The organism is Aerococcus sp. UMB7834, from assembly GCF_030215145.1.
Classification (GTDB): Bacteria; Bacillota; Bacilli; order Lactobacillales; family Aerococcaceae; genus Aerococcus.
Window position 1 is genome coordinate 174003 of sequence record NZ_JASOLI010000004.1, and the last position, 25176, is coordinate 199178.

Genomic DNA, 25176 nt, shown 5'->3' on the forward strand with positions numbered 1-25176 from the left:
AGCTTAGAGCTAAAATGATGGGAGGGGCTTATGATGTGTACAGGGATTCAGATGACTTATGACCAAGGGGTGGTGCTCGGCCGGACCATGGATGTGGAAGGGCCGGTGCCTTGGAATATCATCTACCAGCCAGCTGACTATCCTGCTGCCGATGACCTCTACTAGGGAGGGACTTACTGCGGACCTTATCGCCGTTTGGGGATTGGCTTTAGGGATTTGGACCCTCTAAAAGAAGGCATCAATGACCAGGGACTTATCGGCATCACCAATGAATTTGTAGGCCCCAAGCCGCGCTTCTCTAAACTTCCCCAGCCGGACAAGAAGAACCTGTCGAGCTATCACTTTTTGACTTATGCCCTGGCCAACTATGCCTCCCTTGCAGAAATCCTAGACGACCTGGACCAGCTTTGCCTAGCCAACCATGATCGAGAAGGACAGGCGGTCATCTGCCCCGACTTCCATTATATGTTCACAGATGACAGCCAGGCTTGCCTGGTCTTAGAACCTGACCGTGGCCGTTTAAAAGCGACTGTCAATCCTTACGGGGTAATGACCAATTCACCTGATATTGATAAGCATTTTAAGGCCTTAGAAAAGACTTTAGCAGTAGATGACTTGCGAGCTTTCAATGCTGCCAAGGACCTACCAGGGGGCTATGACCCCAAGTCACGCTTTATTAAGGCCTATTATCTAAAGGCGATGACGCCTCCAAACCAGGAAGAGGGCCAGGCACAAGCAGCTGCCTTTGATGTTCTGTCTGCCTTGACCCTCCCCCGTGGCTTTATCCGACCAGGTAATCGAAATGAGGGAACTTTTACCCGCTATAGTTCTGTCTATGCCAGCCAGAGCCAGACCCTAACTGTTCGTTCCGGGACCAATCCCTTGCCTTACCAGCTGAGTCTCAAGGACCTCGCCCAAGCAAGCGACCGCCGCGCCTTCTTCCTCCCCGACCACTTCCAGGCTTCCTCCTTAGAAACTTAGAGACTAAAAAAGCCAACTCCTATTTTACGGAGAGTTGGCTTTCGTTTTCTTCAAGCTGTTCAAGGGAAGGATCAGCCAGTCGATTGAGTTCGTCCTGGAGGGCCTGGGCCATCAGTTCTCGCTCCTTGCGAAACTTCATCCGACCAGTGAAGCGCAAGGGGCGGCCGATTTCAAATTCTTGCTTGTGCTTATTGGCGACTAGAGGGATGAATTGGATACGCTGACCATACTTTTTAAAGTAGAGCTGGTCGATGGTTAGGAAACCCTCATAGAGTTCCCCGATGCTTTGGTCGCTATTTTGATAGTCGATGTCGGGGAAGATCGCGATGGGCTGGCCGGCTTGGAGACTGGCCACGGATTCTCTGAAAGTTAGGCGGATCTTCTTACTCTGCCGGTAGACAGGGATGGACCGGGCGCTCTTGAGGAAGAAGACGCTGATTCGGGCAGCAGGCCAGGCTACGCATTTGGCTAGGACTTGGGGCAGGCCAAAACGTTTGTAGAAGGTGTAGGAGCTGAAGTGCTTGTAGCAGCTTTTGAATTGGGTCAGTTTGGCGAAGACCCAAGGCCGCATGAAAACTGGCGTCCAGATCATCAGACGCAGGGGCCCCTTGAGGTTCTCGTGGTGGGAAACGAAGATGGTCGGTTGATCAAGGTTCGGTAAATCTTCGCAATTAAACTGATACTTAGGCAGGAAGAGGCGGACGACACGCCTCAAAATGCGGAGACTCCAACCAAAATGTGCTGACATGAAATCAACTCCTTAACCTAGCTAATGGTCAATTACCAAGAAAACTGGCTATCTCTTAAATAATCGTTAAGACTATTCTATCATAAGTATAGCCTAGAACCACGCATGAGCTCTTATAAGCTGGCGAAAAACCTTGCACCCAGACTTTTAATATGCTTAACTGGAAGAAAATTATTCTATAATACGCGCAAAGAAGGTGGTTGTTAATGACTAAGAAAAATTATCCGACTGAACAACTGGAAGTGGAAGTAAAGGCCCTGGATGATAAGGGGATGGGCCTGGCGACTTATCGCTTTCCTGATACAGATGAAGGCAAGGGACGCAAGTTAAAGCTCCGCATCCCCAAGGCCCTGCCCGGAGACCGGCTCCTGATTAGCGTTCCCAATGCTCGGGGACGGCGCCGGGCTTGCTTAACTTATGACCGGATCCTGGAAGCTGCGCCGAGCCGAATTGGCGGCTATGAACTTGACCAGGCCCAAGTGGGTGGAGCGCCGTTAGAATTTATGGCCTATGAGGACCAATTGGCCTTTAAGCAGGCCATGGCCCAGACCTATCTAGCAGACCAAGGCTTTGATCCAGACCTTGTGGGGGAGGTCTGGGGCATGGACGATCCCTACCACTACCGCAATAAGATCGAGCTGAGCTTTTCCAAGGAAGGAGCGTTGGGATTTTTTGCCCAGGGCGACCAGTACCAGATTGTGGACTGGCAGGACAACATCCTGGCTCCTGAAATCTATATGCAACTCAAGGAAGAAATCCAGGCTTGGCAGAAGCATTGGGGACTGGCGGGATATGATAAGAAGTCCAAGCAGGGGCTCCTCCGCCAACTTCTTCTGCGCCAAGGCCAGAAGACTGGGAAAGTGATGCTGGCCTTATTCGCCAAGGAAGATAGCAGCCAGTTCCCTGAAGCTGTAGCAGACCTGATTTGGCGGATGGGGGCCTACACCGATGTTAAGAGCCTGATGTGGATTAAAAATACTGAAATTGCCGATAAGATGGGGGCTGACCAGGTGACTGTCTTAGCCGGCCGTGACTACATCCGTGATGAACTAGCCGGCTTCCACTATCGCCTCTACTTCGATACCTTCTTCCAGCCCAACCCTAGCCAGGCCCAGCGGATGATTGACCTCGTTCTTGATTGGGCAGACCTAAGCGACCAGAGCCTGGTCATCGACCTCTTCTGCGGGGTGGGGACCTTCAGCCTGCCCTTAGCCAAGCAGGCCAAGGCGTTGGCAGGTATTGAAATTGTCGATCAGTCCATCGAATCCGCCAAGCGTAATGCCCGGGAGAATGGGATTGACAATACCCACTTCATGGCCCGCGATGCCCGGCGCGGCTTGACCGAGATTGAAGACGATTGGGGTCAAGCCGACCTCTTGCTTCTCGACCCGCCCCGCAATGGGGCAGGGGGCAAGGTCATGCGCCGGATTGGCCGCTTGGGCACCGATAAGATCATCTACGTCTCCTGCAATCCCAAGACCCTGGCTAGTGACATGGCCTGGCTCAGAGACTATGGCTATCAGCTCGCCAAGATCCAACTCGTCGACCAATTTCCCCATACCCAGCACGTGGAGGCGGTTGCCTTGTTGGAGAAAGAGCATAAATAGCATTACAGCGAGCTTCTTGAGAGGTTGCGACTTCTGTTGAATAATGTGTTTAAGCAATGAAGTAGGATATAGATAAGGAAGAAGTTCCATTGATGGAGCTTCTTTTCTGTTTGAGGGAGAAGCTAACTAGGCCAAAGCTTTAACTATAAGAATATAACAAAAAACTATCATATTCCCTTTGCCTTCTAGCTGTTATACAATGAATCTATCCACCTCATCGCTGCAGAGAAGGGTGTGGTAAATTTTAAAGTAAAAAAAGACTGATGACATGTTTATTGTTCGCGCCTTGATCGAAGGTTTGCTAGTGGCTGTGATTTTTATTGCCTTACTAGGAATCTTGTCTGGGATCGTTTACAAGAAACTGAAGGCTAAATCTTCACCGACTAAGGAAGTGATGACCAAGGCAGTCAGACAAGTGGTAATTGATACAGACGATTTGAAAGAAGACCAGACAAGTTCTTTGATATCCAGGGAGGCAGACGACTCGTATTATACTTTCCTAGCTAAGTTAGAAGACTTAGTGGACGATCCACAGATCGAGCGGGTCTACCTGAATGTTGACCGTATGGACTTAAGCTTAGCCCAAATTGAAGAAGTCTGTCCCTTATTCGAAGAAATGGCCAAGCACAAGGAAGTCCTTGCTTATGGCACAACTTATGACCAGCAGACTTATCAAATGGCCTTATTAGCGCCCAAGATTTATATGCTGGATACCAATAATGCGAGCTTGTGGTTGCGGGGCTATGCTTATTATGACCTTTATCTCAAAGATTTCTTGGCTAAGTTTGGCCTTAAAATGCATGTCTTATCAATTGGAGACTATAAGCTAGCTGGTGAAGCCTACCACCATAATCAGATGAGTCCAGCGAGGCAAGAATCCCTGCAAGCCCTAGGGCACGAGTCTTTGACCTATTTCATTGATTTGCTTAAAGAAAAGCGCGGGCTAGATATTGAGGAAGCACTCTTAGCAGGGGACCTTGTTCTGGCTAACCGCCAACAGGCCCTAGCATTGGGCTTGGTCGATGGCTACCTGGGCTACGACGACTTAGATATTCACGACTCAGAGCATACCGTTTCATTTGATACTTATGAGTGTCTGAGCGATAAGGAAAGTCACCTTGGCCTAAAGCCGCTCAAAAAATGGACCAGTCGCTCGGCCGACCAAGACGAGCTAGCCCTTATCTGTCTCTCGGGGACGATTCAATCCAAGCCTGGCCAAAAAACACATATTTCTTACGAGAATGTTAAGAATAAGGTCGACCAGATTAAGAAGATGGATCATGTGCGCGGCCTGGTGATTCGACTTGATAGTCCAGGTGGGGAAGCCCTTGAAGCAGAGAAGATCTATCAACTATTCAAGCATTTAGACTTACCGACCTATGTCTCGATGGGCGATTATTGTGCCAGTGGGGGCTATTACATTGCTTGTGCAGGAGAGCGCTTATTCGCTAATCGAAATAGCTTAACAGGGTCGATTGGCGTGGTGGCCATGGTTCCAGAATTTACTGGGACCATAGAGAAATTAGATCTCCATCTGGAAAGCGTCAGCAAGGGGCAAGGGACCGATTTTTTGAACCCCTTCGAGCCCCTGTCTGATGAATCGAAAGGCCGTTACGTTGCTAGTATGGAAGCTGTCTACACTGAGTTTAAGGACCGGGTATCGGCTGCGCGAAAGATAGCGGCAGACGACTTGGAGCCCTTAGCTGGCGGCCGAGTTTACCTGGGACAGCAGGCCTTCCACAAAGGCCTAGTCGATGAGATTGGCTCTCTGAATGACTGCGTGGAGGCTCTAGCTAAACACCTAGGACTTGAAGATCCAGATCTTGTCTATATCCAAGAGAAAGTCGATAGCCGTGACCTACTCAAACAAGTAGGCGGCCCCTTGACCTTAAACACAGTAGAAGACCTCTTGAAGGCCCAATTGCTCGAAAAGAATCCTATTCAATTCTATGAGAGGGTTCGCCGCAAAATATAGTAGTAATGATAAATAGCTTGCGCCTAAAAAGTTGACTGGAATCCCTATGTCCTCCAAAAGCGATGCAAGAAATTAAAAGACAAGTTCAAGTATTTGTTTTATCATAGGCTTAAAAGACTGATAGGAGGGGGAAAAATGACCAAGCAAGTCCAAGCCTGCCAAAAGCTGTGGGCACAAAATAAGTACCTGGTATTGAGCAAGTCACAGAAGATCTACCGAGAAATTCGAGAGTATTTAAAAAATGACCAGCCTGAATTAGCTGTGCTAGAAACTTATATCGAAGAGGCAAAAGCCTTGCCCGAAGACCCTGGCCAGGTCGTCAATGCCTACCAGCATGTCTGGGGCTACTTTAAAAAGTTGGCAACCGACCAAGAGAAGGTTGATTTTATGAACTTGTTGTCGGCATACTGGGAGGGGCAAGTGGAGCAGGACCAGCTGGCTGAGGCAGCGAGAAGGCTTTTAGCAAGCTATCCCAATGACTATTTAGGCCAATCCAAGTTATTGGAACAATGAGTGATGTAACAGCTCGTAAGCTTTTAAGAGCTTTAGTTGATAAAGAAGTTCTTTGTTGGCATGGAAATTCAAAGCGAGATCCTAGACAATATTACACTCTCTTAAGTGAGTGTAAACGTTGAAGAGTAGTTCGGAGCATCTTACAGTAATTCCCAACACTTTTAGCTAATTAAAGCGCTTTCTACAGGTTTGGCGTAAGTTGAAGTAATTCAGACTAGCGTGAACTTGTTGAGAGTAGTTTGTTCGAAATCATTCCTGTGTTTTAGAATTTTTCATCATCATTTTCCTGCTATCCCAGTATGATTAAGGTATCGTTTATTTCAAAGCTAAAGCTAAGAACGAACCTCTGACAATTCTTGTAGTGTCAGAAGTTCGTTCTTGTTTGTTAGAAAAAACACTATGATCTGATAGAATAGAAGTGAAGGATAAGAAGATATGAAGGACTGTCAACATTTGAGGAGGTTTGACATGAATTCTCTGCTTTTAGTTGAAGATGATCCCGCGATTGGCCAAGAGACTGTCGACTTTTTGACCAAGCATGGTTTTGATGTGGGCTTGGCGAGGAATTTCGCAGAAGGACAAGCAGCAGCTAGGCAATCCTACGATCTGGCTATTCTCGATTTAAATTTGCCGGATGGGAATGGTTTTGATCTTTATCTAGCAGAGGAGATGATCAAGGATGCAGACACTAGAAGAAGTGAAGGAAGCGCGTCAAGCAGCTCAAGAAGTTTTGTTGGGTTTGGATAAAGCCATTAAATCCCTGCAAGATGCCTCTGGTTGGGGCGTGATGGACTTATTAGGCGGAGGATTCTTCTCGTCTATGATGAAACGCGATCATATGAAAAGGTCTAACCAAGAGCTTGAAGACCTCAAACGTGGCCTAGATAAATTGGACCATGAACTGGCTGACCTCGGTCTATCCCTCCCAGATGAAATTAGTGATACTTGGGGCGATAATTTCGTGGATGTCTGGTTAGATAATACCTTCATTGACGCCAAGGTCCAATACGAAATCAAAGACCAGCTCAAGGCCCTCCAGAAGCTCCGTCAGTCGATTGTTGAACTGGAGGAGGACTTGGCTGCGAAGATGGAAAATTTGAAGGAAAGTGATAGTGTTTAGAGAAATTGGTCGCTAAAATAAGCTTATAAAATCCACAAAAAAGTTATTTTTGTTCTGAAATGACTTTTTTTAATCGTTTTTATTGAATTTCTTGCTAACTTTTGACCGTATTTGATTGTTTTTGATTATGAAAGCGATTTAATTTGTAAAAAGGGCTGTGAAAAATTTAATTAGTAGGGTATAATGAACTCGGTAAAAATTTTAGGAGGTATTTTTGATGGCTTTTTTAGTGAATGGTAACGAGATTTTACAACACGCTCGCGACAACCAATATGCAGTGGGTGCATACAACACAAACAACTTGGAATGGACACGTGCATTAATTCGTGGGGCGAAAGAAACTCGTACACCATTATTAATTCAAGTGTCTACTGGTGCTGCTAAATATATGGGTGGCTACAAAGTGGTTCGTGACTTAGTCCTGAATGAAATGGATGCTATGGAAGCTGACATCCCAGTCATCTTAAACTTAGACCATGGTGACTTCGCAGCTGCTAAGGAATGTATCGACTTAGGCTATTCCTCAGTTATGTATGATGGCCATGATCTTCCCCTTGAAGAAAACTTGAAAAACACCAAAGAAATCGTTCGTTTAGCTCATGAACGCGGGATTTCTGTAGAAGCTGAAATCGGTAAAATTGGTGAAAACCAAGGTGTCGGTGAATTAGCTTCTGTTGATGAAGTTGTGATGTTTGCTGAAGCAGGCGTTGACAAATTAGCTTGTGGTATTGGTAACATCCACGGGGTTTACCCAGAAGGCTGGGAAGGCTTAAACTTCGAACGCTTGAAAGAAATCGCTGATGCAGTGGATAATCCATTGGTATTGCACGGTGGTTCAGGTATTCCTCAAGACCAAATTCAAAAAGCAATCTCACTGGGTATTGCTAAGATCAACATCAACACTGAATTCCAATTAGCTTTCCAAAAAGCAACTCGTGAATACATCTTAGCTGACAAAGATATCGACAAAGCGAACAAGGGTTATGACCCACGTAAACTCCTACGTGCTGGGACTGACGCAATTACTGAATCTATGAAAGAAATGATCGGCTGGATGGGAACTCGTCCAATCGACAACAAAGACTCTAAAGTTGTCTTTGATGAAGCTTCATTAAACGAAGAATAATTAAGTCTATCACTCAAAAAAGCCAGGCTTTCACTGCCTGGCTTTTTAATATTAATGGCTTATTTAAAATGGAAGAAGTAGGTCGTAGCTTTTCCTGATCCATCTGGGAGCTCGTCGACTTCTTCACCATCGAGCTTGGATTCAAGGACCATATCTTCAGCATCGCCATCGAGGATGATATCAAATTGGTAAGTTGGGAGGTCTGTGCCTTCTACTTTCTTAGCAATCAAAGTCTTAGCTTCTTCTTCGGAGACTTGTTGGATGAAGTGGTCATCTTGGCTTTCGTCTTCGAAGTAGATCCGGGTATAGAGAGGGTAGGAGACCCCACTGGCGTGGACAAAGGCGAGAATATGAGGAGATTGGGAAAATTCGGGATAGTCTTTTTCTAGGATAGCTCCAGGTTTGAAGGTTCTGAAGCTGTATGCTCCACTTTCATCTGTAATGGTTCGCCCAAAGCCTACAAAGCTAGGATCATAGCCTTCCCGGTCCTTAAAGGCAGGGTGGTTGAAGACCCCTTCGGAATTAGCCTGCCAAATTTCAACAAGGACGTTAAATAGAGGCTTACCGTCTGAGCCGAAGAGATTTCCCTGGATGATAATTTCTTGGCCTTGACCACCGTCTTCGATTAGGTCATTAGTGATATGGTCATTGGCTTCATCAGCCACCAGTCCTAGACTGGCATAGGGCCCCACTGTTTGTTGGGGCGTTCGGATGGGGTCGAGGTGTTCTTGGTCTACCTTAGTCATCGATTAAGTCCACTCCTTTATCTTTGAGATCTTGGCGTTCTTCGTCACTGAGTTGGTGGCGGTTAGGCATGGTTGGGGAAGCACTTGAGCCGCGGAGTACCATGTCGAATTGGTAGCCTAGGGCCCAGTCTGGTTCGGTGAAGTCGTGATTATAAGTTGCCACAACGCGCTTGCGCTCGTCTTCATCGAGATCGAGGTAGATCCCTTCGTCATAGTCTAGGAGAGGGTCCCCTTCGAAGTAGAGTTGGGTCACTAAACGGTCGGCGAGGGCAGGTCCCATCACTGAGAAGTGGATATGGGCAGGTCGCCATTGGTTGATATCGGGTTTCCAGGCATAGTTACCAGGTTTGATGGTGGTAAATTCGTAGTTGCCGTCTTCATCTGTGTAGGTCCAACCGCTCCCGATGAAGTTCGGATCGAGGGGGGCATCCCAAGAGTCTAACTTATGGATATAGCGGCCCGCTGCATTGGCTTGCCAAATTTCGATAAAGGCTTTAGGAACAGGCTTTCCATTCTCATCGAGGACGCGGCCCTTGACAATAATGCGTTGGCCAATGGCTTCGTCGCCAGTGCCAGCATTTTTGGTGAGGTCATCATTTTTACCATACTTATCAACGAGGGCGGGGCCAGGACCCGGCTCAAAGAGAGGGAAGAAGGATTTGAATTCTGCTTCATCCATTTCGTGGCCGTATTCTTTAATGTGTTCCCAGGCTTGGGCGTTCTTCAGGCTTTTGTTAGTCATCTAAGACGTCCTTTCTTTTGTGGGCTTTAAAGTTAAATTAAAGGGTTGTCTGTATCCTAGCACAGCTCAAAATAAACATGCAAATAAAAACAATCATGCAAATATCGTTATTTTTTTCTGCTGCTAGAGGAAAGTTAGTTTTTAAGCAAAAAGTCCTTTAAACTGGGCTTTATAGCCTGGGCTGATTATCAGCCAAAGCTTGCTTCAACGATCACTGCAAACAATATTGTATTAGAAGGCCTGGTCGGGTGGACAGGGAGGACGCCATCAGGCATAATAGATCTTGATTGAAGGAGGCGTTTGCTATGAAGATTATCTTATCCCCAGCCAAAGAGCAGGATCTTTCTCATCCTCTAACCGAGGATTGGGATCTGTCCGCTAAGAGTCAACAAATCGTTGACCAGGTGAAAAGCCTGGAAGGGGGCGAGCTCCAAAAAGCTCTTAAACTGTCGGACAAGCAAGCTGGTCCGGTTCAGGAGATGATAGCAGCTTTTGACCAGAAGACGACTTATCCAGCCATCCAGCTCTATCATGGACTAGCTTTCCGGCAATTTGACTTGGAGAATTTGACCGCCAGCCAGGAGGATTATCTCGCAGACCATGTCGTGGTTCTTTCCGCTTTGTATGGTCCTATTAGCGCTTTTACTCCGATCAAGGCCTATCGTTTGGACTTTACCATGCCCTTGCGGATCGATGGTCAGTCCTTGCGCCAATATTGGAAGGGGAGTTTCGACCAGGCCTTCCAACCAGGCGAAGTGGTGGTTAATCTCGCGAGTCAAGAATATGCCAGCATGCTCCAAGTTGATCGTTATGACTGGCTTGAGGTCGAATTCTGCCAATATCGCCAGGGCAAATTGAAGAAGGCTCCGTCTGCTACCGCCAAGAAATTACGGGGCAAGATGGCTAATGCCTTGGTCCACGACCAGGCGGAAAGTATCGAAGCACTTAAGACTTTTCAAGCGGAGGGCTTTACTTATGCCCCGTCAGCTTCTAAAGAAGGGCTTTTAGTCTTTATCCAAGACGAGGAGGATCAGACCTGATGAACTATCAGAATCCCTACCGGAAGAAAGTCAAGAACAGCCACCTTTTGTTGGTTTCCTGCCAGGTCTGCAAGGCCGATTTAGCGATTTACTATAAGGTAGGGCGGGGTAACCTGATCAAACTCCAGGTCCACCGCATCCACTCGGCTAACTTCCCCCTCCAGCCTCTAGCTAAAGCCTTGAACTGTCCGGAATGTGGCCAACAAGTCGCTTCCTTAGCAGATTACAAGGGGAAGCCCTGCTACTTTCTCTTCCGGTCTTTAACCACTAGCCGTCGCATCTCCAGCCACGACCTGGCTTAAGTATTCTTAATTACTCAAAATAGATTAAAAAGGACTGAGCAATTTGTCTTAGTCCTTTTTACTTGTGATTCAATTTTCAAATTGTTATTCTTTTATTCTATTTCCTTACAAAATACTGACAAATCAAACTTTTATACTGTCAAATCTTTCTCTAAAAAAGAAAATTATGGTAGACATGAATAGGGTATCAGGCATAAAATAGTTAAGTGATGAACATGTAACTGAGAATTAGAATCAATGAGAGGCGCATATGTATTTAGCCATGTTAACAAAAGGAGAGACAGGAACGATCGCTCGTCTAGTCGGTTCCAAGCAAATTGTGAAACGTTTAACGGACCTGGGCTTCGTACCCGGAGCTGAAATTACGGTACGAAACGAACTAGCGGGGGATTTGATTGTGGACTTGAAAGGGACTCGCCTGGCCTTGAATCGCTCTATGGCCATGCATATCCTGCTTCGCTAAAAGGAGAGAAAGTAAGAGATGAAAACCTTAGACCAAGTAACATTGGGAGAAAGTGTTCGGGTGAAGGGCGTCCATGCTGAAGGGATCTTAAGGCGACGCCTCCGGGATATGGGACTGACCAAGGGGGCCCAAGTGACCCTGCGGAAGTTGGCACCCCTTGGCGACCCTATGGAATTGACCGTTCGGGGCTATGAGTTGAGTTTGCGGAAAAAAGATGCCGCATGTGTTGAAGTGGAATAAGGAGTGAATGATGACGGTTAAATTGGCATTGGCCGGTAATCCGAATACCGGCAAGACAACCCTTTTTAATGCATTGACAGGATCGAATCAGAGAGTGGGCAACTGGCCGGGAGTAACGGTCGAGAAGAAAGGCGGAGCGCTCAAGGCCGATAGCTCGGTCTGGTTAGAGGACTTGCCGGGGATTTACTCCCTGTCTCCCTATACTTCGGAAGAGTTGATTTCTAGAAATTATATCTTGGAGGAAGACCCTGACCTGATCTTAAATATTGTGGATGCTTCCAGTCTTGAACGTAACCTCTACCTCACCACCCAATTGACAGAAGTGGGGATTCCGGTTGTCGTGGCCCTCAACATGATGGATATTGCGAAGAAACGCGGCATCCAAATTGATAGTCAGCGTCTCAGTGAGGCAATGGGCTGTTCGGTAGCCCCTATATCGGCCCTTAAATGGACCGGGGTCGCTAAATTGACGGAAGCAGCAATTGTCCGCGCTGAAGAAAAGCTTCCTTACCAACCCCCTAAAAAATACCCCCACCGAGTCGAGAAGGTGATTGGTGAGATTGCTGAGATTATAGACGGACAGGTGCCGGCTGACCGCCTGCGCTGGTATGCGATCAAGACTTTTGAACGCGATACAGAAGTGGTCGAAGGACTTGACCTATCCGATGACCAAGCCAAGTCAATCGAAGCGCTTATCGACCAGCTGGAGAACGCCTATGATGACGATTCAGAAGGGATTATGGCAACGAGCCGCTATGAATGGATTAGCCAGATGATTGCCGACTGTGTCCAAGAAGAAAGCCAAGAGGAGTTGAGCTTGACTGACCGAGTGGATGCCATCGTCACCAACCGCTTCCTGGCCTTGCCCATTTTTGCGGGTGTGATGTATTTGGTTTATTATCTGGCCGTTTCAACGATCGGTAAGCAAGGGACAGACTGGGTCAATGACCAGGTCTTCGGCGAATTTGTCCCTGAACACCTGGGCGGGCTCTTGGCGAGTCTAGGCGTGTCGGACTGGCTACAAGCCTTGATTATGGACGGGATTGTGGCTGGTGTGGGGGCTGTCCTAGGCTTCTTACCGCAGATGATGGTGCTCTTTATCTGCCTAGCCTTCTTGGAAGACTGCGGGTATATGGCCCGGATTGCCTTTGTCCTCGACCGAATCTTCCGTAAGTTTGGCTTATCTGGGAAGTCTTTCATCCCCATCTTAGTTTCGACCGGTTGCGGGGTTCCGGGCATCATGGCGGCGCGTACCATTGAAAATGACAATGACCGCCGCTTGACCATTATGACGACCACCTTTATCCCTTGTGGAGCTAAGTTGCCGATTATTGCTCTGATTACGGGGGCCTTCTTCCCCCATGCCGACTGGGTGGCCCTATCGACTTATTTTATGGGGATTGGCGCCATCGTTCTCTCAGGGATTATGCTCAAAAAGACCCGCTGGTTTGCGGGGGATCCGGCACCCTTTGTTATTGAACTGCCAAGCTACCACCTGCCGAGCTTAAGCGGGGTCTTGCGGACAGTTTTTGAACGGACCAAAGCCTTTGTCAAAAAAGCCGGCACTATCGTCCTCTTGTCAACTGTGATGATTTGGGCCCTGCAGACTTTCGACTGGCAGCTGAACTTGGTGGAAACAGGAGACTCTATCCTGGCGAGTTTGGGCCGTGTCTTAGCCCCTCTCTTTGCGCCCTTAGGCTGGGGTGATTGGCGGGCTGCTGTGGCTTCAGTAACTGGTCTTTTAGCCAAAGAAAACTTGGTAGGGACTTTCGGCATTCTCTTTGGCTATGCGGAAGCTGCTGAAGATGGGGCAGAGTTCTGGCCCCAACTGTCCCAGGCCTTTACACCGATTGCTGGTTATTCACTGATGACCTTCAACTTGCTCTGCGTGCCTTGTATGGCAGCTGTGGGGGCCCTACGTCGGGAGATGATGGACGATAAAATGACTCTTTTTGCGGTGATTTACCAGTGCTTCCTAGCCTACGGTATTTCGCTGATGATCTACCAGTTCGGGACTTGGTGGACAACCGGTCATTTTGACGTTTGGACAGCCATGGCTTGCCTGACTTTAGCAGGTATGGTGTACATGGTCTTCTTCAAGCGTCCATACCAAGCCAAGCCTGCCTTGGCTCATTTAAGGAGGGTTTAATATGGGAGATATTTTAGTCTTGCTGATCCTTATTCCGATCATATTCTATGCTGGACGCACCGTCTATCAAGAATTCCACGGGCAAGGTCCCTGTGCCGCCTGCGCCTTTAAGCGAGAAGGTTGCGCCGGCTCCTGCAAGCCGATCAAAAAGGCCAAAGTAAAGGGTCAAAGCTCCTACTATTGCAAGTTAAAATAGCTGAAGCTACAGACCCAAAATAAGTGAAGGAAGTACTTATATCTATCATTTGAGCCTTATAGTTACAGAAGCATAAAAAATGCCAAGTCATTTAATCGACTTGGCATTTTTGTTTTAAGCTGGGCTTTGGCGACCTTGCCAATAGGCGTAGAGAGTGCAGGCGAGTGCACAGAGTAGAGAAGGCAGGAACCATTCCAAACCGTATTGGCTAAGGGGAAGCTGGCTGATAAAGTTTAAGATCGGCTCTAGCTTCAAGGTCTCGAAGTAACGGCCTAAGATGGCTAGGGCTTGGACTAAACCAATCAAGCCTGCACCGATGACCGCTCCAGTATAAGTGGCATTGTATTTAATGTGACGGTCGAAGAGTGAGAAGATGATCAGGACCATCACGATCGGATAGATCAGGGTCAATACAAAGCTGGCAAAGTCAATAATCCGTGTTGTTCCTACTAAAGAAATCACGAATTCAATAGCCACACAGGTCAGTGTCACTGCCTGGTAGGTCCAGCGTCCCTTGGATTGGCCCACGAAGAAGCTGGCACAGGCGGAGGTGATCCCCACGGCCGTAGTTAAGCAGGCCAGAGTCACGCAGACCCCCATGATGAGATTGCCATAGGGGCCGAGAATTTGCGCTACAGTCCCGGTGAAAACGACAGTCCGGTCATCCGCTATGGTAAAGAGGCTAGAGACCGTTGAGCCTGCGTAAGTGAGCGACAAGTAGACGACCGCTAAGAGGGCAAAGGCGACGATCCCAACTAGGACACCGGCCTTCATTTGAGTCTTCTTATCTGTATAGCCCCGCTGCTTCAGTTCAGACATGACCACGCTGGCAAGAATCGAAGCGGCTAGAGCATCCATGGTCTGGTAACCCTCCCTAAAGCCATAAGCGAAGGTATGGTCGATTTGACTAGCTTGGGGGGCGCCCACAGGATTAATAATCGCTGAGATGACGAGAACCGTTAGAATGATAATAATAGCTGGTGTCAGGTACTTCCCAATATTGTTGATCACCTTACTTGGATTGAGGGCTAAATAGGCCGTCAAGGAGAAGAAGATCAAAGAAGTGATCCAAATTGGGGCGTCGGGCCAAAGTGATTGGACGAAGACCTCATGCGTTGTGGCCCCGGTCCGCGGTACGGAGAAGAGGGGGCCAATCAGAACTACTGAGATCCCGGCGAGGATAATTCCAAATTTAGGATGGACTCGCCGTCCTAAATCATCCGCCCGTCCCCCCAGGGCTATGGTCACGAGGACCCCCAGGATGGGGAAGAGAGGGTCTGACATCAGAAAACCAAAGGCAGCATTTAACCAATTCTCGCCGCCCAGAACGCCTAGATATGGCGGAAAAATCAAATTTCCAGCGCCAAAGAAGATGGCAAAGAGGGCGAAACCAATAATAATAATGTCTTTTGTTTTTATATTCATTATAACAATCTTTCTATTTATGATGGTACCTATGATAACACAAAAAATTAACGAATGAGAGAGTTTTACCAAATTTATTTAGAAAATTTCCACAAATGATCAGTTTTGCTTATTTATTGTTTCAATTGTCCTTACAAATCGACAGTGATTGCTTTGCTGTTTGACTGACCGAATTATGGAAAAATTCGAACAAAACATGAGCCCTGAACGCCTAAAGAGATCTGAGATTAGATCCCTTTAGGTGTTTCAGGGCTTTAAAATATCATTGAGAACCTACAAGAGGCTTTGGATATGTTGGCCGAGTTTTTTGAGGGAATGGCTGGGCTCGTAGCGGGCGACGACTTGGCCATTGCGGTCAACCAGGAATTTGGTGAAATTCCACTTGATATCTGGATTCTGCTGGTAGTTCTTATCCTGAACTTTGAGCATAGCGGCGAGGGCCAAGCCCTTAGCTGACTTACCGAAACCATGGAAAGCTTGCTGGCTCTTAAGATAGCGATAGAGGTCTAATTGGTCGGGACCATTGACTTTAGCCTTCTTCATTTGAGGGAATTCGGTTTGGTAGTTTAACTGGCAGAATTCTTGGATATCCTGGTCAGATCCGGGCGCCTGGTCTTTAAATTGATTGCAGGGGATATCGATGATCTCTAAGCCCTGGTCGTGATAGTTGTCATAGAGCGCTTGAAGGTCTTTATACTGACCAGTGAAACCACAACGGGTGGCTGTGTTGACGATTAAGAGGACCTTGCCTTTGAGCTCTGCTAGGTCTAAGGTAGTCCCATCTGGACGCTCGACAGAATAATCATAAATGGTCATAGCTTTAATTCCTCCTCACTTATATTATAGAGCACTTGCTGGCTTTATAAAATGATTCGCTCATGATTTTAAAAACCGAATTTCTCATCTTCCTTGCGCAGAATTTCTTGGTAGGTCTCGGCTAGGACCATGGTTTCATCCACCAGGTCCTTGATGCGGAAGAGGACGTCATCATTGTGGATCTCGTCGATACCGAAGTCGCGATCGTTGAGATAAACATAGCGGGGAGTCACATTAGCCTTCATATAATTGAGGATGGGCTTCAATTGGAGCTCTGGAATGAGGTAGTGGCGGTTAGAGCCAGAAGAGGCGATGATGCCCACTGTTTTATGTTCCAAGCCTTTTTGGGGGAGGAGGTCAAAGACATTCTTCAGGCTGGCAGGGATGGAGGCTTGGAAGATGGGAGTGCCGATGAAGAGCACATCGGCGTCCATGACAGACCGGGCGACAGTTTTAGTATCCCCCTTGTAGTCTAGGAAATTACGCCCATCCGCAAAGACCATGTCCAGTTCCTTGAGGTTGAGATAGTTTAGCTTGTGGTCGCCGTAATGGTCTTGGAGTTCTTGGTAGAGGGCTTTAGTGGCAATTTCTGTTTTGCGGCCCACATTGGAGCCGGAGAGTACGAGTATATTCATGCTTTATCCTTTCTATTGGCGGGTATATTTCTTGACGGTAGGGATGACTTTCTCACCTAGGAGGTCGATCATGCGGCGGATATCATCCATGGGAATGCCGCCAAAGTCGATTTGAGCGGTATAGCGTTGGTTGTTGAAGAGCTCATGCTGGTAGAGGATTTTATCAATAATAAGCTCAGGGTCGCCCACATTGAGGGAGTCTCGGTAGTCCTTAGCCTGGGCAAAGAGCCGCTTGTCAAAGCCAGTGCCATTAGCCTTGCGCATGCCTTCGTCCAAGTGTTTGTAGTAGTTTTTGAAGGCGGTGTTCTGGTCTTCGTGGATGTACATGAGGCCAGAAGTGGTCACAGGCATAGCCTCTGCATCAAAGTCTTTTTCATGGAGGACGGACCGGTAAATATCAATGGAATGTTTGAAGTATTCGGAAGATCCACCAAGGGTCGTAATGTACATAGGGACCCCTTTAAGGCCGGCTTTGATAGCGGAGTCTGCGGGGCCACCAACTGCCCGCCAGATGGGGAGGCCTTCTTTAGACCGGGGGAGGACCCGGGCTTTATCCAGGCTAGGGCGGAATTGTCCGGACCAGGTGACCTCTTCTTCTTCATTAATCTGGAGGAGGAGGTCTAATTTTTCTTCGTAGAGGGCTTCATAATCTTTGAAGTCATAGCCCAAGAGTTCAAAAAGCCCGATGCGTGAGGCCCGGCCTGCGACAATTTCCATCCGACCACCGGACAGTAAGTCAATGGTCGCCGCATTCTCATAGACGCGGACGGGGTCGGAGGTGGAAATAATGGTCGCAGCGGAAGCAATGCCAATCGTGTCCGTTGCTTGGGCGATGGCAGAGAGGATGATCATATGGGCCTGGGAGATGAAGTATTCTTGGTGGGATTCGCCTAGGTGGAAGATATCTACCCCGGCATCTTCAGCTAACTGGGCCATTTCAATGAATTGTTGGAGCCGGTTTTCGGGGCTGACCCAGTCTCCTGTATGGGGGTTGGGCATATAGTCACCTAGGCTGTAGAGGCCAAATTCAAGGCCCTGGCTGCGGTCAATTTGTGGGATAATATGTGGATTGTTTGTCATTTTTATGCTCCTTTTTGCGTGTATTTTTTCACAACGGGTAGGACCTTCTCAGCGAAGAGGTCCAGGGTCTGTCTGATACTGTCCATACTTTGGCCGCCAAAATCAATCTCACCATTGAAACGTTGCTGGCCAAAGAGCTCGTATTGCATGAGTAATTTATCGATAATAAGCTGGGACTCTCCGACCGTCGTGATGCTCTTAACCGACTGGCCCTGGGCAAAGGCCCGCTTGGAGAAGGGCTGGCCGTTGGTTTTCCTGAAACCAGCGTCCAAGTGGGGCCAGAAGTCGCGGTAGGCCTGGTCTGTGCTTTCGCGCAGGAAGAGAAAGCCGCCTGTTTGCACAGGGAGTTTGCTTGGGTCATGACCGTATTCCTCGGCGGCATCACGGAAGACCTGAATCCGCCGCGCATAGGTCTGGGCTGCTCCAGCCAGATGGGCTTGGTAGATCGGCATGCCTAACTTGCCGGCTTCATAGGCTGAAGCATCTGAATTCCCGATGGCCCGGTAGATGGGTAGGCTGTCCGCTGCAAAAGCTTCGGGCAGGATGGCCTGGTCCTAAGTTCAGGTCGGAAGTCGCCAGACCAAGTGATCCGATCCTTATGCCTTAGTTCCCAGAGCAGGCGGATTTTCTCTTCGAAGAGGGCATCGTAGTCTTTATAGTCATAGCCAAAAAGATCGAAGGAGCCCACGCGAGAGGCGCGGCCAGCGACAATTTCCATCCGTCCCTTAGAGATGAGGTCAATAGTCGCCGCATCTTCGTAGACCCGGACAGGATCGAGGACCGAGAGGGTAGTGACGGCTGAGCCAATCTTGATGGAATTTGTTTCCCTAGCAATGGCTGATAGGATAATGAAATTGGATTGGGAGACGAAATAATCTTGGTGGGATTCTCCGACCTGGAAGGCATCGAAGCCTGCATCTTCAGCTAATTTAGCGAGTTGAATCAGTTCTTCGAGTCGTTCAGCTGCGCTTAGCTTCTTTCCGCTAATTGGATGAGGCAGGTGGTCACCTAGACTATAGAGGCCAAATTCGAGGCCTGCTTGCTTGGTCATCTGTATGCTCCTTTCGCTAAATATTCACTATCATTATAGAGGAATTTATTTCGAAAGTGAAACAAATAGTTTTGGCCGGAAAGATTAGGGGATTGGCAAAGCTTTTGTTATAATAAAGAAAACGCTTAAAGGAGTGGTAAATAATGGATGCAACTGAAATTCTAAGAATACTCGAGGAGGATATGGGTGTTGGGATCTTTGCTACCGTCGATGCTGAGGGGAAACCGCACGCACGGCCCATCCATATTGGCTTAGCTAATGACAAAGGGATATTCTTCATGACTAGTCCCAAGACTAAGTTTTACGAGCAGTTATCGGCCAATCCCAACCTAGCTATCGCGGCCTTCCAGACCGATGATTACCTGGTTCAAAGTATCCGGATTGAAGGCAAGGCTCGAGAAATAGGACGAGATAAATTGGCAGAAGTCTTATCCAATAATCCTTTCGTTGACCAGGTTTATCCTGATCAAACCGACCGCGATGATATCCAAGTCTTCCAGGTCTATGAGGGCCAAGGTTTCTATCATAGCCTGAGCCAAGGACACAAGTATGTCTTTGAACTTCCTGGCGATGGACCTGCCAGAGACCTCTAGGAGGTGGAGACAATGACCTCTTCCAACAAAAGGAGCTTGCAGGCCTGGCAGAGCTGGGCCATCGTCCTGGGAGTCAGCGCAGGGATTTACTTCTTTCCCTGGCGGCCTGGTGATTTAAGGCCAGAAGCCCTGCATATGCTAGCTATCTTTGTGGGGACCATCTTGGGGATCATCCTCAAGCCCCTCCCCATGGGGGCAGTAGCTATGATTGGCTTGGCAGCGACTCTTGTGACAGATACGGTGCCGAGTGCAGAGGCTTTTTCCGGTTTTTCATCTAAGAGTGTCTGGTTGGTGGTCATGGCTTTCTTTATCTCTAAGGCCATCATTAAGTCAGGGCTGGGCCAGCGGATGGCTTACCGCTTTATTCAAGTTTTTGGGAAAACAACCCTGGGCTTGACCTATGCCCTCTTAGCTGTAGACTTGGTGCTCGGTTCAGCCACACCGTCCTCTACAGCGCGGGCAGGCGGTGTCATGGCACCGATTGCCCAGGCATTGGCCCGGTCTTATGACTCTTACCCCCATGAGGCTTCTCGCAAGCGGATTGGAGCCTATCTGATGAATTGCCTCTACCACGGTGATTCGATAGTAGCCATCTTCTTCCTGACGGCTGGCGCGACTAAGCCACTGGCCCAGGCCATTGCGGCTGACTTCGGGATTGAAATTACTTGGATGAATTGGTTCTTGGGAGCTCTGGTTCCCGGCGCTATTTCGCTTCTAATTGTTCCCTTGGCTTTTTTACTCTTATCACCACCGGAACTTCGGGCTACTCCCCAGGCTGCTCAAATGGCCCAGGAGGAATTGGAAGCCCAGGGGCCCCTATCCAGGGATGAGAAGTGGACAGGAGCGATTTTTGTCCTAGCTTTAGTGCTCTGGGTAACGGGATCCTGGCACTTCTTGGATGCAACTTCAACGGCTGTATTAGCTGTGGCCTTCTTACTCCTCGCAGGGGTTCTATCCTGGCAGGACATCTTAGGGGAGACGGGAGCCTGGAATACCTTGTCCTGGTTTGCTGTCCTAATGATGATGGCCGAGCAGTTGAATAGTCAAGGCTTTATTCCTTGGTTCAGTGAGCGTGTGGCAGGAGCCCTTGCTGGCTATTCCTGGCAGTGGGTCTTTGTAGCCCTCTGTCTCTTGTACTTTTACAGCCACTACTTCTTTGCCAGCTTGATTGCCCATGTGACCGCCATGTATCCGGCTTTCTTAGCCGTGGCCCTGGCTGCCGGAGCGCCTCCCCTTTATGCTGCCTTGATGCTAGCCTATGTAACGAATATTTGTGCCTCGACCACCCACTATGCCAGTGGTCCGGCTTCGATCATCTTTGCAACTGGCTATGTGACCCAGGGCGAGTGGTGGCGCAACGGAGTCGTGATGGGGGTTATTTACCTCCTCATTTGGCTAGGTATCGGGAGCCTATGCTTTAGCTTGATGGGCTGGCTTTAGTAAGTTGAAGCTTGAATGATTTAATAAGGAGGATACTGATGACACTTGACGACTATAAATTAACGGGGCAAGAGATTCATTTGGCCGATTATCCTTGCCATGTTTTATCAAAAGAAGATGATGAGAAGCTTAAGGACAGTCTTTATGAGGACCTGGTGCCTGACCTTGTGGACTGGCACAACCGGTTGACAGCCGAAGGGACGCGCGGCGTTCTGATTGTCCTCCAAGCCCTGGATGCAGCAGGCAAGGATGAGATTATTCGCTATATCTTCTCAACGCTACAGCCCCAGGCCCTCAAGGTGACTTCCTTCCAGAAGCCTTCCGATAACGAGAAAGCCCACGACTATCTCTGGCGGATGCATGAGGGCCTACCTGCGCGGGGGGAGATTGCCATTCTCAACCGGTCCTATTATGAAGATATTATTGCCCCTCAGATCCACCAATCCTTAGATTCCGAGGAGCAACCGGAAGAAATTAAGGCTGACCCTGAGCTGATCAACAAGCGCTATGAACAGATCAAGGGCTTTGAAGATTATCTGACAGCTAACGGCTTTCCTGTTCTAAAACTCTTCTTTAATATGTCCAAGGATACCCAACGCGATCGCTTGTTGGAGCGAATTGAGAATCCTAAGAAGAATTATGAATTTTCACTTTCCGATATTGAAGACCGCAAGCAGTGGGATCACTACCAGGAAGTCTTTGAAGGCATGCTCAACCATACGGCAACGGAAACGGCCCCTTGGTATGTGCTGCCCGCTGACAATCCCTGGCTCTCGCGCCAAATAGCCACCCAGGCCCTGATCGAAATCTTAGCCCAATTGGATCCCCAATATCCAGAATTCTCAGAGGAGGAGCGGGCAGAAATCAAGAAAGTAGCGGACCAACTCCGTCAAGGTGAAATTTAAAGCAAGTACAAACTTTGTATTTTTCAGAAAGGAAATTATGGAAACAGTTACATCTACTTTGACTTAGGGATAAGGCCTGGTAAAAGTTAAGAAAATTTAAACGTAATTGATTTTTAAAATCCATGAAAAGCCAATAATAAGACCTTCATCTTTGAAATGGGGGTCTTATTTTGTTAGGGTGGAATTATGACTGTTACTAGAAAAATCAAAAACAGGGAGGAGAACGAATGAGTTCAGTAAAAATTCGCAATCTCACAAAAATTTATGGAACGCGCGGCCAAATCGACCGGGCGAAAAAGATGCTTAATGAAGGAAAAACTAAGGAAGAAATTGTTAAAGCAACCGGTGCAACGGTTGGGGTCGACAATGCTTCCATGGATATCCATGAGGGGGAAACCTTCGTTATCATGGGACTTTCTGGTTCAGGGAAGTCTACTCTCTTACGGATGATCAACCGTTTGATCGAACCAACTTCAGGTTCCGTTGAAATCGATGGGGACGATTTGACAAAAATTTCAGCAGAAGAATTGCGCGAAGTACGCCGTAAGAAGGTCAGCATGGTCTTCCAGAACTTCGCTCTCTTCCCTCATATGACCCTCCAAGAAAATACCGAATACGGCTTGGCCGTCCAAGGGGTCGACAAGGAAGAACGCCGCAAGGTTGCTGAAAAAGCTTTAGCCAATGCTGGCTTAGCGGAATACAAGGACCAGTATCCTGACCAATTATCTGGTGGGATGCAACAGCGAGTTGGTTTAGCCCGGGCCCTGGCTAATGATCCTGAAATTCTCTTGATGGATGAGGCCTTCTCAGCCTTGGACCCGCTCATTCGTCGTGACATGCAAGATGAACTCGTTGACCTCCAAGAACGGGTGAATAAGACCATTATCTTCATCACCCACGACTTGGATGAAGCCCTCCGTATCGGGGACCGGATCGCCTTAATGCGGAATGGTGAAGTCGTTCAAGTCGGCACCGGTGAAGAGATCTTAACGAACCCAGCCAATGACTATGTGGAACGCTTCGTTGAAAGCGTGGACCGTTCCAAGGTTATTACTGCTGAGAATGCCATGAAACGTCCTGAATTTGTGATTAATATGGACCGCGAAGGCTTGCGTGTGGCCCTCAGACGGATGCAAGAGGAAGAGATTTCACAAATTATGGTTCGGGATGATTCCCAACGCTTGCGTGGTTACATCCACGATGGGGAAGCCTTAGCCTATATCCGTAAGCAAAACCAAGCAGGCAAAGACCTGAACCTAGAAGATATCCTGCATACTGACGTGCCTGTCATTGCGCCGGATGCCACCATTAATGAAACCTTCGATGCCTTGCAAGGGGCGTCGCTACCGGTATCGGTTGTCGATGAGAATGGCCGTTGGTTAGGGATTATTAACCGCCGGATGATTATCGATATTCTCTCATCAAGTGACTATGAAGGAGGTCCAGTAGATGAATAAACTTGCCTTATTTCCCTTAGACCAACTCCCAGTGGCCGATTGGGTGGAAGGAGCGACTGAGTGGATTACTAATACCTTTAGTGGTCTCTTCGATGTCCTCCAATCCCTTGGTTCCACTGTGATGGACGGCTTAACCGGCCTCTTGATGATGATTCCACCAGCTATCTTCATCATTGCCCTAGCTGTTCTAGCTTACTTTATCTCCCATAAGAGCTGGTCGCTGCCAAGCTTTGTTTTGATTGGTTTAGGTTACATCCTCAACCAAGGGCTCTGGTCTGACCTAATGAACACGGTCACCTTGGTCCTTGTGTCCAGTCTGGTCTCAGTGGTGATTGGGGTACCTCTGGGGATTCTTGCTTCTAAGTATGATCCCGTGCAAAAGGTCCTCAAGCCTATTCTTGACTTCATGCAGACCATGCCAGCCTTCGTTTACCTCATCCCAGCTGTTGCTTTCTTTGGGATTGGGACGGTGCCAGGCGTCTTCGCCTCAGTCATCTTCGCCCTCCCACCAACTGTTCGGATGACCAACTTAGGGATCCGTCAAGTGCCTGAAGACTTGGATGAGGCAGCTGAAGCTTTCGGTTCGACCCCTTCACAAAAACTTTTCCAAGTGGAGTTACCGATTGCTAAATCAACCATTATGGCAGGGATTAACCAAACCGTAATGCTAGCCCTCTCTATGGTGGTAACGGGTTCCATGATCGGGGCACCTGGTCTCGGCCGGATCGTCCTATCTTCCTTACAGAGAGCCCAAGTTGGGACAGGTTTCGTGGCCGGTCTCGGGATTGTTATCCTGGCGATCATTATCGACCGCTTGACCCTCTTTGCAACTGAAGATAAGCGTAAATAAGAATAGGAGGCAGATACGATTATGAAGAAAATTATACTTGGCATCGTGGCTGTCCTAGGTCTGGTACTTAGCTTGGGCAGTCCAGGCGCCTTCCGGTCTTCAATCTTCTCTGGAGGCGGAAGTTCAAATGGCGAATCCATTACCCTCTCTTATGTTGAGTGGGATACGGAAGTGGCTTCAACTAATGTGGTTGCTGAAGTCCTCCGCCGGGAAGGCTATGATGTCACAATTACACATCTTGATAATGCCATCATGTGGAGTGCTGTGGCGACAGGTGAGGCTGACGGGATGGTCGGAGCATGGCTTCCCCAAACCCATGGCCCACAATTTGAACAGTATGGCGACCAAATGGAAGACTTAGGCCCTAACCTCGAAGGGGCTAAAATCGGTATGGTTGTTCCTGAATATATGGATGTGAATAGCATTGAAGATCTTTCAAACCAAGCAGGTTCTGTGATCACTGGGATTGAACCTGGTGCTGGGGTAGTTGCGGCGACAGAAGATGCTGTGGCTCAATACCCTAACCTATCTGATTGGACCGTTGAGACCTCTTCTTCCGGTGCTATGACCACTGCTTTAGGTCAAGCCATCTCTAACGAAGAAGAAATTGTCGTAACGGGTTGGTCCCCACACTGGAAATTCCAAGCCTATGACTTGAAATATCTAGAAGATCCTAAGGGCGTTTATGGTGGTGAAGAAACCATTAATACCATGGTCCGCCAAGGTTTCAAGGAAGACCATCCACGGGCTTATCAAATTCTCGACCAATTCAATTGGAGCTTGGATGATATGGAAAGCGTCATGTTAGAAATCTCTAACGGTAAGGATCCGCAACAAGCGGCCATTGAATGGATCGACGCCAATCCCGATAAAGTGGAAGAATGGTTAGCAGAATAGAAAGCTTTAGCTATTCTATTAATTGTTTTTTACCGCTTAAGACTAACTGTCTCAAGACCTCTTAGCCTTTAAGAAGGAG

27 protein-coding genes and 1 pseudogene are annotated in these 25176 nt (G+C 48.1%); 19 read left to right on the forward strand and 9 right to left on the reverse strand.

From position 1 onward, the window contains the following. Positions 1–33 precede the first annotated feature (33 nt). Together QP339_RS04560 and QP339_RS04565 are read left to right on the forward strand one after the other, a co-directional pair. On the forward strand, positions 34–165 hold the full coding sequence (locus QP339_RS04560; protein ID WP_284910596.1) for a hypothetical protein: 132 nt from the start codon (positions 34–36) through the stop codon (positions 163–165). 51 nt (positions 166–216) lie between these two features. Continuing rightward, positions 217–981, forward strand: coding sequence for a linear amide C-N hydrolase (locus tag QP339_RS04565; protein WP_284910597.1), 765 nt, complete (start codon positions 217–219; stop codon positions 979–981). 19 nt (positions 982–1000) lie between these two features. On the opposite strand, the gene QP339_RS04570 is transcribed toward QP339_RS04565, so the two are convergent. After that, positions 1001–1729, reverse strand: coding sequence for a lysophospholipid acyltransferase family protein (locus QP339_RS04570; RefSeq protein WP_284910598.1), 729 nt, complete (start codon positions 1727–1729; stop codon positions 1001–1003). 206 nt (positions 1730–1935) lie between these two features. Here QP339_RS04570 and rlmD point away from each other — a divergent pair, with 206 nt between their 5' ends. From rlmD to QP339_RS04600, 6 genes are all read left to right on the forward strand, one after another. Further along, complete coding sequence (gene rlmD / locus QP339_RS04575; RefSeq protein WP_284910599.1) at positions 1936–3336, forward strand: 23S rRNA (uracil(1939)-C(5))-methyltransferase RlmD; 1401 nt, start codon at positions 1936–1938, stop codon at positions 3334–3336. Positions 3337–3604: 268 nt separating this feature from the next. Then, complete coding sequence (sppA, locus tag QP339_RS04580; protein ID WP_284910600.1) at positions 3605–5311, forward strand: signal peptide peptidase SppA; 1707 nt, start codon at positions 3605–3607, stop codon at positions 5309–5311. Between the two features lie 135 nt (positions 5312–5446). Then, positions 5447–5824 carry a YbgA family protein gene (locus QP339_RS04585; protein ID WP_284910601.1) on the forward strand — a complete coding sequence of 126 codons (378 nt, stop codon included), beginning with the start codon at positions 5447–5449 and terminating at the stop codon, positions 5822–5824. A 468-nt stretch (positions 5825–6292) separates the two neighbouring features. Next, positions 6293–6571, forward strand: coding sequence for a response regulator transcription factor (locus QP339_RS04590; protein WP_284910602.1), 279 nt, complete (start codon positions 6293–6295; stop codon positions 6569–6571). After that, complete coding sequence (locus tag QP339_RS04595) at positions 6504–6944, forward strand: hypothetical protein (protein ID WP_284910603.1); 441 nt, start codon at positions 6504–6506, stop codon at positions 6942–6944. Before QP339_RS04590 ends, QP339_RS04595 begins: the two co-directional genes overlap by 68 nt. A gap of 217 nt (positions 6945–7161) precedes the next feature. After that, positions 7162–8070: a class II fructose-bisphosphate aldolase gene (locus QP339_RS04600; protein WP_067974904.1), complete on the forward strand. Its 909-nt coding sequence runs from the start codon at positions 7162–7164 to the stop codon at positions 8068–8070. Between the two features lie 59 nt (positions 8071–8129). Here the strand turns inward: QP339_RS04600 and pcaG are convergent, their stop codons facing one another. Both pcaG and QP339_RS04610 read right to left on the reverse strand, forming a co-directional pair. After that, positions 8130–8816, reverse strand: a complete 687-nt coding sequence (gene pcaG, locus QP339_RS04605; protein WP_284910604.1) for a protocatechuate 3,4-dioxygenase subunit alpha — start codon at positions 8814–8816, stop codon at positions 8130–8132. Beyond that, complete coding sequence (locus QP339_RS04610; RefSeq protein WP_284910605.1) at positions 8809–9558, reverse strand: dioxygenase family protein; 750 nt, start codon at positions 9556–9558, stop codon at positions 8809–8811. The genes pcaG and QP339_RS04610 overlap by 8 nt, the downstream gene beginning before the upstream one ends. A 305-nt stretch (positions 9559–9863) precedes the next feature. Here QP339_RS04610 and QP339_RS04615 point away from each other — a divergent pair, with 305 nt between their 5' ends. The 6 genes from QP339_RS04615 (at position 9864) to QP339_RS04640 (ending at position 13948) form a co-directional block, all read left to right on the forward strand. Beyond that, entirely contained in the window at positions 9864–10598 is a 735-nt protein-coding gene (locus QP339_RS04615; protein WP_284910606.1) for a YaaA family protein, read from the forward strand. Further along, positions 10598–10900, forward strand: a complete 303-nt coding sequence (locus QP339_RS04620) for a hypothetical protein (RefSeq protein ID WP_067974915.1) — start codon at positions 10598–10600, stop codon at positions 10898–10900. The genes QP339_RS04615 and QP339_RS04620 overlap by 1 nt, the downstream gene beginning before the upstream one ends. A gap of 250 nt (positions 10901–11150) precedes the next feature. Beyond that, positions 11151–11363, forward strand: a complete 213-nt coding sequence (locus QP339_RS04625; protein WP_067974918.1) for a FeoA family protein — start codon at positions 11151–11153, stop codon at positions 11361–11363. 18 nt (positions 11364–11381) lie between these two features. After that, complete coding sequence (locus QP339_RS04630; RefSeq protein WP_067974923.1) at positions 11382–11603, forward strand: FeoA family protein; 222 nt, start codon at positions 11382–11384, stop codon at positions 11601–11603. 7 nt (positions 11604–11610) lie between these two features. After that, positions 11611–13752 carry a ferrous iron transport protein B gene (gene feoB, locus QP339_RS04635; RefSeq protein ID WP_502869648.1) on the forward strand — a complete coding sequence of 714 codons (2142 nt, stop codon included), beginning with the start codon at positions 11611–11613 and terminating at the stop codon, positions 13750–13752. 1 nt (position 13753) lies between these two features. After that, entirely contained in the window at positions 13754–13948 is a 195-nt protein-coding gene (locus QP339_RS04640) for a hypothetical protein (protein WP_284910608.1), read from the forward strand. A 114-nt stretch (positions 13949–14062) separates the two neighbouring features. On the opposite strand, the gene brnQ is transcribed toward QP339_RS04640, so the two are convergent. The 6 genes from brnQ to QP339_RS04670 form a co-directional block, all read right to left on the reverse strand. Beyond that, positions 14063–15373, reverse strand: a complete 1311-nt coding sequence (brnQ, locus tag QP339_RS04645; RefSeq protein ID WP_070616608.1) for a branched-chain amino acid transport system II carrier protein — start codon at positions 15371–15373, stop codon at positions 14063–14065. 273 nt (positions 15374–15646) lie between these two features. Beyond that, complete coding sequence (locus tag QP339_RS04650; protein ID WP_070616610.1) at positions 15647–16189, reverse strand: glutathione peroxidase; 543 nt, start codon at positions 16187–16189, stop codon at positions 15647–15649. Positions 16190–16257: 68 nt separating this feature from the next. Next, positions 16258–16824: an NADPH-dependent FMN reductase gene (locus tag QP339_RS04655; RefSeq protein WP_070616612.1), complete on the reverse strand. Its 567-nt coding sequence runs from the start codon at positions 16822–16824 to the stop codon at positions 16258–16260. Positions 16825–16836: 12 nt separating this feature from the next. Then, positions 16837–17904: an LLM class flavin-dependent oxidoreductase gene (locus QP339_RS04660; protein WP_070616614.1), complete on the reverse strand. Its 1068-nt coding sequence runs from the start codon at positions 17902–17904 to the stop codon at positions 16837–16839. Between the two features lie 2 nt (positions 17905–17906). Further along, the gene (locus QP339_RS04665; RefSeq protein ID WP_284910609.1) at positions 17907–18356 is read right to left on the reverse strand and encodes an LLM class flavin-dependent oxidoreductase; all 450 of its coding nucleotides are present in this window, start codon (positions 18354–18356) and stop codon (positions 17907–17909) included. Between the two features lie 2 nt (positions 18357–18358). Further along, positions 18359–18955, reverse strand: coding sequence for an LLM class flavin-dependent oxidoreductase (locus QP339_RS04670; RefSeq protein WP_284910610.1), 597 nt, complete (start codon positions 18953–18955; stop codon positions 18359–18361). Between the two features lie 143 nt (positions 18956–19098). Here QP339_RS04670 and QP339_RS04675 point away from each other — a divergent pair, with 143 nt between their 5' ends. The 5 genes and pseudogenes from QP339_RS04675 (at position 19099) to QP339_RS04695 (ending at position 25097) form a co-directional block, all read left to right on the forward strand. Then, positions 19099–19548 (forward strand): pyridoxamine 5'-phosphate oxidase family protein, encoded by a 450-nt coding sequence (locus tag QP339_RS04675; RefSeq protein WP_070616618.1) that lies wholly within the window; start codon positions 19099–19101, stop codon positions 19546–19548. Between the two features lie 12 nt (positions 19549–19560). Continuing rightward, the gene (locus QP339_RS04680; RefSeq protein ID WP_284910611.1) at positions 19561–20988 is read left to right on the forward strand and encodes a DASS family sodium-coupled anion symporter; all 1428 of its coding nucleotides are present in this window, start codon (positions 19561–19563) and stop codon (positions 20986–20988) included. Between the two features lie 38 nt (positions 20989–21026). Then, positions 21027–21893: a PPK2 family polyphosphate kinase gene (locus tag QP339_RS04685; RefSeq protein ID WP_070616622.1), complete on the forward strand. Its 867-nt coding sequence runs from the start codon at positions 21027–21029 to the stop codon at positions 21891–21893. Between the two features lie 227 nt (positions 21894–22120). Continuing rightward, on the forward strand, positions 22121–23350 hold the full coding sequence (locus QP339_RS04690; protein ID WP_070616623.1) for a quaternary amine ABC transporter ATP-binding protein: 1230 nt from the start codon (positions 22121–22123) through the stop codon (positions 23348–23350). After that, a pseudogene (locus QP339_RS04695) lies at positions 23343–25097 on the forward strand (ABC transporter permease/substrate binding protein). Before QP339_RS04690 ends, QP339_RS04695 begins: the two are co-directional and overlap by 8 nt. Positions 25098–25176 lie beyond the last annotated feature (79 nt).

What these genes read in the sequence shown, in the direction of transcription:
- QP339_RS04620 (WP_067974915.1), top strand. Translation starts at nt 10,598, where the DNA reads ATGAACTATCAGAATCCCTACCGGAAGAAAGTCAAGAACAGCCACCTT.
- QP339_RS04570 (WP_284910598.1), bottom strand. Translation starts at nt 1,729, where the DNA reads ATGTCAGCACATTTTGGTTGGAGTCTCCGCATTTTGAGGCGTGTCGTC.
- QP339_RS04655 (WP_070616612.1), bottom strand. Translation starts at nt 16,824, where the DNA reads ATGAATATACTCGTACTCTCCGGCTCCAATGTGGGCCGCAAAACAGAA.
- QP339_RS04650 (WP_070616610.1), bottom strand. Translation starts at nt 16,189, where the DNA reads ATGACCATTTATGATTATTCTGTCGAGCGTCCAGATGGGACTACCTTA.
- QP339_RS04590 (WP_284910602.1), top strand. Translation starts at nt 6,293, where the DNA reads ATGAATTCTCTGCTTTTAGTTGAAGATGATCCCGCGATTGGCCAAGAG.
- QP339_RS04665 (WP_284910609.1), bottom strand. Translation starts at nt 18,356, where the DNA reads ATGCCGATCTACCAAGCCCATCTGGCTGGAGCAGCCCAGACCTATGCG.
- feoB (WP_502869648.1), top strand. Translation starts at nt 11,611, where the DNA reads ATGATGACGGTTAAATTGGCATTGGCCGGTAATCCGAATACCGGCAAG.
- rlmD (WP_284910599.1), top strand. Translation starts at nt 1,936, where the DNA reads ATGACTAAGAAAAATTATCCGACTGAACAACTGGAAGTGGAAGTAAAG.
- QP339_RS04680 (WP_284910611.1), top strand. Translation starts at nt 19,561, where the DNA reads ATGACCTCTTCCAACAAAAGGAGCTTGCAGGCCTGGCAGAGCTGGGCC.
- QP339_RS04600 (WP_067974904.1), top strand. Translation starts at nt 7,162, where the DNA reads ATGGCTTTTTTAGTGAATGGTAACGAGATTTTACAACACGCTCGCGAC.
- QP339_RS04560 (WP_284910596.1), top strand. Translation starts at nt 34, where the DNA reads ATGTGTACAGGGATTCAGATGACTTATGACCAAGGGGTGGTGCTCGGC.
- QP339_RS04625 (WP_067974918.1), top strand. Translation starts at nt 11,151, where the DNA reads ATGTATTTAGCCATGTTAACAAAAGGAGAGACAGGAACGATCGCTCGT.
- QP339_RS04675 (WP_070616618.1), top strand. Translation starts at nt 19,099, where the DNA reads ATGGATGCAACTGAAATTCTAAGAATACTCGAGGAGGATATGGGTGTT.
- sppA (WP_284910600.1), top strand. Translation starts at nt 3,605, where the DNA reads ATGTTTATTGTTCGCGCCTTGATCGAAGGTTTGCTAGTGGCTGTGATT.
- QP339_RS04670 (WP_284910610.1), bottom strand. Translation starts at nt 18,955, where the DNA reads ATGACCAAGCAAGCAGGCCTCGAATTTGGCCTCTATAGTCTAGGTGAC.
- QP339_RS04690 (WP_070616623.1), top strand. Translation starts at nt 22,121, where the DNA reads ATGAGTTCAGTAAAAATTCGCAATCTCACAAAAATTTATGGAACGCGC.
- QP339_RS04610 (WP_284910605.1), bottom strand. Translation starts at nt 9,558, where the DNA reads ATGACTAACAAAAGCCTGAAGAACGCCCAAGCCTGGGAACACATTAAA.
- QP339_RS04660 (WP_070616614.1), bottom strand. Translation starts at nt 17,904, where the DNA reads ATGACAAACAATCCACATATTATCCCACAAATTGACCGCAGCCAGGGC.
- QP339_RS04595 (WP_284910603.1), top strand. Translation starts at nt 6,504, where the DNA reads ATGCAGACACTAGAAGAAGTGAAGGAAGCGCGTCAAGCAGCTCAAGAA.
- QP339_RS04615 (WP_284910606.1), top strand. Translation starts at nt 9,864, where the DNA reads ATGAAGATTATCTTATCCCCAGCCAAAGAGCAGGATCTTTCTCATCCT.
- QP339_RS04640 (WP_284910608.1), top strand. Translation starts at nt 13,754, where the DNA reads ATGGGAGATATTTTAGTCTTGCTGATCCTTATTCCGATCATATTCTAT.
- pcaG (WP_284910604.1), bottom strand. Translation starts at nt 8,816, where the DNA reads ATGACTAAGGTAGACCAAGAACACCTCGACCCCATCCGAACGCCCCAA.
- QP339_RS04630 (WP_067974923.1), top strand. Translation starts at nt 11,382, where the DNA reads ATGAAAACCTTAGACCAAGTAACATTGGGAGAAAGTGTTCGGGTGAAG.
- QP339_RS04585 (WP_284910601.1), top strand. Translation starts at nt 5,447, where the DNA reads ATGACCAAGCAAGTCCAAGCCTGCCAAAAGCTGTGGGCACAAAATAAG.
- QP339_RS04685 (WP_070616622.1), top strand. Translation starts at nt 21,027, where the DNA reads ATGACACTTGACGACTATAAATTAACGGGGCAAGAGATTCATTTGGCC.
- brnQ (WP_070616608.1), bottom strand. Translation starts at nt 15,373, where the DNA reads ATGAATATAAAAACAAAAGACATTATTATTATTGGTTTCGCCCTCTTT.